This is a genomic window from Actinoplanes sp. NPDC048791 (genome assembly GCF_040650095.1).
Lineage (GTDB): Bacteria > Actinomycetota > Actinomycetes > Mycobacteriales > Micromonosporaceae > Actinoplanes.
On the sequence record NZ_JBEZGQ010000526.1, the window covers coordinates 1 to 5,902 of the forward strand.

The following is a 5,902-nucleotide window of genomic DNA, read 5'->3' on the forward strand; positions in this document are numbered from 1 at the left end:
GTCCGCGGCGCCGGTCGAGGCCGGCGCGCACCCGGGCCGGCAGACCGGCCAGGCCGGTGGGCGCGAAGACGACGACGAGCACGACGACGGCGCCGTAGCCGATCTGAGCGACCGTGGGGTGGTCGACCAGGGCCTCGCGGACCAGGAACAGGCCCACCGCGCCGACCACGCAGCCGATCAGGCTCTGCCGTCCGCCGATGATGACCATGCCGAGCAGCAGGAACATGTTGGCGATGCCGAACGATTCCGGGGCCACGTAACGGATCAGCCCGGCGTAGAGCACACCGGCCAGCCCGCCGTAGACACTGGCGAGCAGGAACGCCACCATGCGCAGCATCGGCACCTCGGCGCCGAGCGCTCCCGCGGCCAGGGCGTCGTCGCGCATGGCCCGCATCCGCCGGCCCAGCCCGGTCCGCACCACGAACAACCCGAAGGCCAGCGAAACCGCGAAGACGATCAGTTCCAGGTAGTAGTACAGGTACTCGCTGGACAGGTCGATGCCCGGCAGGGTGGGCACGGGGATGGCCGAGATCCCCTCCGCGCCGCCACTGAGCTCGGCGTTGGTGACCCAGTTGGTGAAGGCCAGCGCCAGCCCCAGCGTCACGATGCCCAGGTAGTGCGACTGGACCCGCAGCGCGGGCGTGCCGACCACCAGGCCGACCGCGACGGTCGCCGCGAGCGCCAGCAGCGCGGAGATCCAGAAGCCGTGGCCGCCCTCGGTGGTGAGGATGGCGGTCGCGTACGCGCCGACGCCGAAGAACGCGACCTGGGCCAGGTTCACCTGCCCGCCGACGCCCATGCACAGGCCCAGCCCCACGGCGAGGATGGCGAAGATGACGATGACGTTGACGACGTGGATGGCGTACGAGTCGAGGCCGTAGGGCAGCAGCCAGGCGGCGACGCCGATCAGCGCGATCACTGCGATGCGGTATCTCATGCCCGGTTGACCGTCCGCTCGCCGAAGATGCCGGTCGGGCGCACCATGATGATCACCGTGAAGACCAGGAAGGTGACCAGCTCGGAGTAGCCCTGGAAGTGCCCGGCGGTGAAGGAGTCGAGGATGCCGATCGCGAGCCCCCCGACGATCGCGCCCGGAATGCTGCCGAAGCCGCCGAGGATGGCGGCGGCGAAGCCTTTGATGCCGAGCGCGCCGCCGAGCGCGGGGCTGACGTAGAGCAGCGGACCGACCAGGCCGCCGGCCAGCGCGGCCAGCCCGGCGCCGATCATGAACGCGATGGCGTTGCTGCGCCCGACGTGGATGCCGACGGCGGTGGCCGCCTCGTGGTCCATGGCGACCGCCTGCATCGCGGTGCCCGTCTTCGTGCGGGACAGGAAGAGCACCAGCAACACGGTGGCGACGGCGGCAATGGCCAGGACCACCAGATCGTACGTACGGATACGCAGGCCGAACAGGTCGAGCGGGGCGGACGGCACCGGCGACGGCACGGCCCGGCCGGTGGCGCCCCAGATCATGATGATCAGCGCGTCGAGCACGATGCCGAAGCCGATGGTGCCGATCAGCATGAGGTCGAAGTCCCGGTTCTCCAGCGGACGCAGCACCCGCTCGATGACCAGGCCGATCGCCCCGGTCACGGCGATCGCCACGATCATGGCCAGAGCGAACGGCAGCCTGGTGGACAGGTAGAAGGTGGAGGCGAGGTAGGCGCCGACGGTCACGACGTTGCCGTGCGCGAAGTTGACCAGCCCCATGGTGCGGTAGACCAGGGAGAACCCGAGCGCCACCAGGGCGTACACGGCTCCGAGACTGACCCCGCCGACGATCGTCTGCAGAAAGACCTGCATGGGCTCTCCCTGGCCGGTCAGCTGGTGACGGCGACGAGCTTGCCGTCGCGGATGGTGCCGATGGACGTCTCGAAGATGCCGACGCCGGTCTGGTCGAAGGCGAAATCGCCGAGCAGGCCCTGGTACTTGGTGGCCCGGATGGCATCGGCGAGCGCCTTGCCGTCGGCGAGGTTGCTGGTCTTCAACGCGGTCAGCAGGATCTGGGCGCCGTCGTAGGCCTTGGCCCCGTGCAGCTCGGCGTCCTCGGTGAACTTCGCCTTGTACGCGGCGGCGAACTTCTTCGACGCGTCGCTGACCTCGTTGCTCAGATACGGCGAACTGACGATCGTGCCTTCGGCGTTCTTCGCCCCGGCGGTGTCGATGAAGACCGGCGTGCCCTGCGGCGCGGCGCCCGCGAAGGTGGCGGTGATGCCGAGGTCACGGGCCTGCTTGACGATCAGGCCGGATTCGACCTCTTCGGCGCCCAGGAAGATCACCTTGGGGTTCTTCTGGCGGATCCCGGTGAGCACCGCGCTGAAGTCCTTCTGCTCGGTGGTGACGACCTGGTCGGCCAGTGGGGTGACGCCGCGGCTCTGCAGGGCCTTGAGGAACGCGTCGTGCTCACCCTTGCCGTACCCGCCGTTGTTGGTGATCATCGCGATGCTCTTGATGCCCTGCTGGTCCACGATGTGCTTGGCCAGCGTCTCGTCGTACGTGGTGCTGGTCGGCCCGTTGAGGAAGAGGAACTCGCTGCCGGCGCCGACCAGCCCGGGCGACTGGCCGGAGGTGATGTTCGGGATCTCGGCCTGTTTGAGGATGGGCGCCATGGCGATGGTCACCGCGCTCTCCGCCGTGCCGATCATGGCGACGTAGTTCTCGCTGTCGATCTTGCGGGCCAGGTTGGTGCCGATGGTCGGGTCGCCCTGGTCGTCGAAGACGTCGAGCTGGATCTGCCGGCCGTTGATGCCGCCCTGGGCGTTCCACTCGTCGACGGCCAGCCGGGCACCCTTGAGCTCCCAGGCGCCCAGCGAGCTGAGCTGGCCGCTCTGCGCATCGACCAGGGCGATCTTGACAGGCCCGGAGTCGTCTCCGGACGTTTCGTCGTTCTCGCCCGGCGCGCTGCATCCGGCAGCGAGCAGGGTCGCGGCAACGAGAACGGATATGGCGGTGGCGCGGTGACGGAGCATGAGCGTCTCACCTCTACCAATCAGCAGGATTCAGTCGAAAAGGCCCTGGTAGATGTCCTTGATGTTCCAGTGGCCGGGGGTGGGTACGGGTTCGTTGACCATCGGCACGTCGATCACCGCGGGGCGGCGGCGCTCGATGGCCGTCCTCAGGGCGACGGTGAGGTCGCCCGGTTCCCCGACCGCGTAGCCGTCGGCGCCACAGGCGCGGCCGAGGGCGGCGAAGTCAGGGCTGTACGGGTTGCCGTCCGGATCGACGAAGTCACACCCGTAGCTGCGGCCGAACGCGCTCGACTGCAGGTCGGAGATCGTGCCGTGGGCACGGTTGTTCATCACCAGGAAGATGACCGGCAGGCCCCGTTCGACGGCCATCGGCAGGGCCGGCAGCTGGGCACTCATCCCGCCGTCGCCGATGAGCGCGACGACCACCCGTTCCGGCTGCGCGATCTGCACGCCGAGGGCGGCGGCCGGGCCGAATCCCATGGTGGAGGCGCCGCCCGGGGTGATGAACCGGCCGGCCGCCGGCAGCGGATAGCACTGGGCCACCCCGTTCTTGTTCCAGCCGACGTCGGTGACCAGCACCGCGTCGGCGGGCAGGGCCGCGCGCACGTCGGCCAGGATCCGCTCGGGCCGCAGCGGGAACTGGTCGCTGCGGCCGCGTTCGGCGCTGGCCGCGAACATCTCGGCGCGGGCCGTGTGGATCTGCTCGCGCAGGGCGGGGCGGGCCGTGACCGGGACCTGCCGCCGGTGCACGGCGTCGAGGATCCGGCGTACGGCCAGGCCGGCGTCGGCCACCACCCCGATCTCGACCGGGTAGTTGCGGCCGATCTCGGCCGGGTCGATGTCGATCTGGATCAGCCGGCTCGGCGGGAAGCTCCAGGTGAACCGGGGATCCCAGGAGCTGGCGTCGGTCTCGGCGAACCGGGTGCCGATGGCCAGCACCAGGTCGGCGTCGCGGGCGTACGCGTTGGTCTCGGCCAGTCCCCAGAATCCGGTCATGCCCATCACGAGCGGGTGCTCGTCGGGCAGGGCACCCTTGGCCATCAGCGAGTGGGCGACCGGGATGTCCAGGTGCTCGGCCAGTTCCCGCAGTGCCTGCCGGCCCGCGGGTCCACCCAGGCCGCCACCGAGGTAGATCAGCGGCCGCTCGGCGGCGACCAGCTGGGCGGCGATCCGGTCGGCGTCGGCCGGCGCCAGATCGGGCCGGGAGGACAAGACCGGCAGCGGACTGGGGGTGACGGAGTCGGGCAGGGGCCGGGAGAAGATGTCCATCGGCACGTTGAGCAGGACCGCGCCGGGACGGCCGGAGGTGGCCGTCCAGAACGCCCGCTCGGTGAACCGGAGCAGGTCCTCGACCCGCTGAACCTGCCAGGCGCGCTTGACGAACGGGCGGTAGACGGCCGTCTGGTCGGCGTCCGCGTGCAGGTTGACTTCCTGGTGCGGATGACGGCCGTACATGTAGGAGGGGATGTCGCCGGAGATGGCGACCAGCGGCACCGAATCGAGGGCCGCGGTGGCGACGCCGGTGACCGCGTTCATCATTCCGGGGCCGACGTGCATCAGCACCACGCCGGGTTTGCCGGTGGCCCGGGCGTAGCCGTCGGCCGCGTGCGCGGCGGTCTGTTCGTGGCGGGCGATGACGAACTCGATCGGGCTGCGGCCGAGCGCGTCCAGCAAAGCGATGTTGGTGTGGCCGCACGTGCCGAAGATGTACTCGACGCCGTAACCGGCCAGTTGCTCGACGAGGGCGCCGGCGGCGGTGCGCTGGGCGACGGTGGGCGCGGACATCAGTTCTCTCCCCAGATCGACAGGCCGTGCAGCATGAGCGTCTTGACGACCGTGAAGTCCTCGACCATGTAGCGCGGCGACTCGCGTCCGAACCCGGAGTCCTTGACGCCGCCGAACGGGACGTGGTCGAGGCGGAAGTTGGACGAGCCGTTCACGACCAGGCCGCCGACGTCGAGCTCGCGCCAGGCGGTGAGGATGCGCCCGACGTCGCGGGTGAACAGCCCGGCCTGCAGACCGAACCGGCTCGTGTTGCAGGTGGCCAGCACCTCGTCGAAGTCGTCGAAGGGCAGCACGCTGACCAGGGCGCCGAAGACCTCCTGGGTGATCACCGAGGCGTCGGCCGGTGGGTCGGCGACCACGGTCGGGCTGAGGGTGGCGCCGTCACGCCGGCCGCCGACGGTGATCCGGGCGCCGCCCGCGACGGCTTCGGTGGCCCAGCTCAGGACGCGTTCGGCGGATCGATCGTCCACCATCGAGCCGACCTCGGTCGCCGGGTCGAGCGGGTCGCCGACCCGCAGGCCGGCGACCGCCGCGGTCATCAGGTCGACGAACTCGGTGTAGCAGGACCGCTGGACGTAGACGCGCTGCACCGAGATGCAGCTCTGCCCCGAATTGCTGTAGCCGGTGCGGGCGCACACCTTCGCGGCGGCCGCGAGGTCGGCGTCGTCGCAGACGATGGTCGCGGCGTTGCCGCCCAGCTCCAGCACCAGCCGCTTGCCTCCGGCGGCCCGGGCCACCGCGGCCCCGGTCTCGGCACTGCCGGTGAAGCTGATGACGGCGACCTCGGGGGCGGCGCACAGGGCGGCGCCGATCTCGCCGTCACCGTGCAGGAGCTGCACCGACTCGACGGGCGCCCCGGCCTCCAGCAGGAGGGCGACGATCGCCGCGGAGGTTGCCGGGGCCTGGGGTGGCGCCTTCACGATGGTGCTGTTCCCGGCCGCGAACGAGGCGCCGAGCTTGTGCGCCAGCAGGTTGGCCGGCGCGTTGAACGGCGTGATGGCCAGGGCCACGCCGGCCGGTGCGCGATAGGTCAGGGCGGTGTTGCCGACCCCGCGCGCCCAGCCGGCCACCGGCAGCAGTTCACCGCCGATCTGGCGGGCCTCGGCCGCGCACACGGCGAACGTGTCGGCCACCCGGTCGAGCTCGCC

Annotated in this window: 5 protein-coding genes; all 5 read right to left on the reverse strand. The window is 70.7% G+C overall.

What is annotated here, in order from left to right:
- Positions 1 to 937 (reverse strand): branched-chain amino acid ABC transporter permease (locus AB0C29_RS29990; protein WP_360827045.1); only part of this gene is annotated, 937 nt, incomplete at its 3' end.
- The gene (locus AB0C29_RS29995) at positions 934 to 1,803 is read right to left on the reverse strand and encodes a branched-chain amino acid ABC transporter permease (protein WP_360827048.1); all 870 of its coding nucleotides are present in this window, start codon (positions 1,801 to 1,803) and stop codon (positions 934 to 936) included. The genes AB0C29_RS29990 and AB0C29_RS29995, both read right to left, overlap by 4 nt.
- Before the next feature lie 17 nt (positions 1,804 to 1,820).
- Positions 1,821 to 2,969, reverse strand: a complete 1,149-nt coding sequence (locus AB0C29_RS30000) for an ABC transporter substrate-binding protein (protein WP_360827051.1) — start codon at positions 2,967 to 2,969, stop codon at positions 1,821 to 1,823.
- Between the two features lie 30 nt (positions 2,970 to 2,999).
- On the reverse strand, positions 3,000 to 4,754 hold the full coding sequence (locus AB0C29_RS30005; RefSeq protein WP_360827054.1) for a thiamine pyrophosphate-binding protein: 1,755 nt from the start codon (positions 4,752 to 4,754) through the stop codon (positions 3,000 to 3,002).
- Positions 4,754 to 5,902 (reverse strand): aldehyde dehydrogenase family protein (locus AB0C29_RS30010; RefSeq protein ID WP_360827057.1); only part of this gene is annotated, 1,149 nt, incomplete at its 5' end. The genes AB0C29_RS30010 and AB0C29_RS30005, both read right to left, overlap by 1 nt.

Excerpts from the sequence above, each read along its gene's own strand:
- AB0C29_RS29995 (WP_360827048.1), bottom strand. The coding sequence starts at position 1,803 with ATGCAGGTCTTTCTGCAGACGATCGTCGGCGGGGTCAGTCTCGGAGCC.
- AB0C29_RS30005 (WP_360827054.1), bottom strand. The coding sequence starts at position 4,754 with ATGTCCGCGCCCACCGTCGCCCAGCGCACCGCCGCCGGCGCCCTCGTC.
- AB0C29_RS30000 (WP_360827051.1), bottom strand. The coding sequence starts at position 2,969 with ATGCTCCGTCACCGCGCCACCGCCATATCCGTTCTCGTTGCCGCGACC.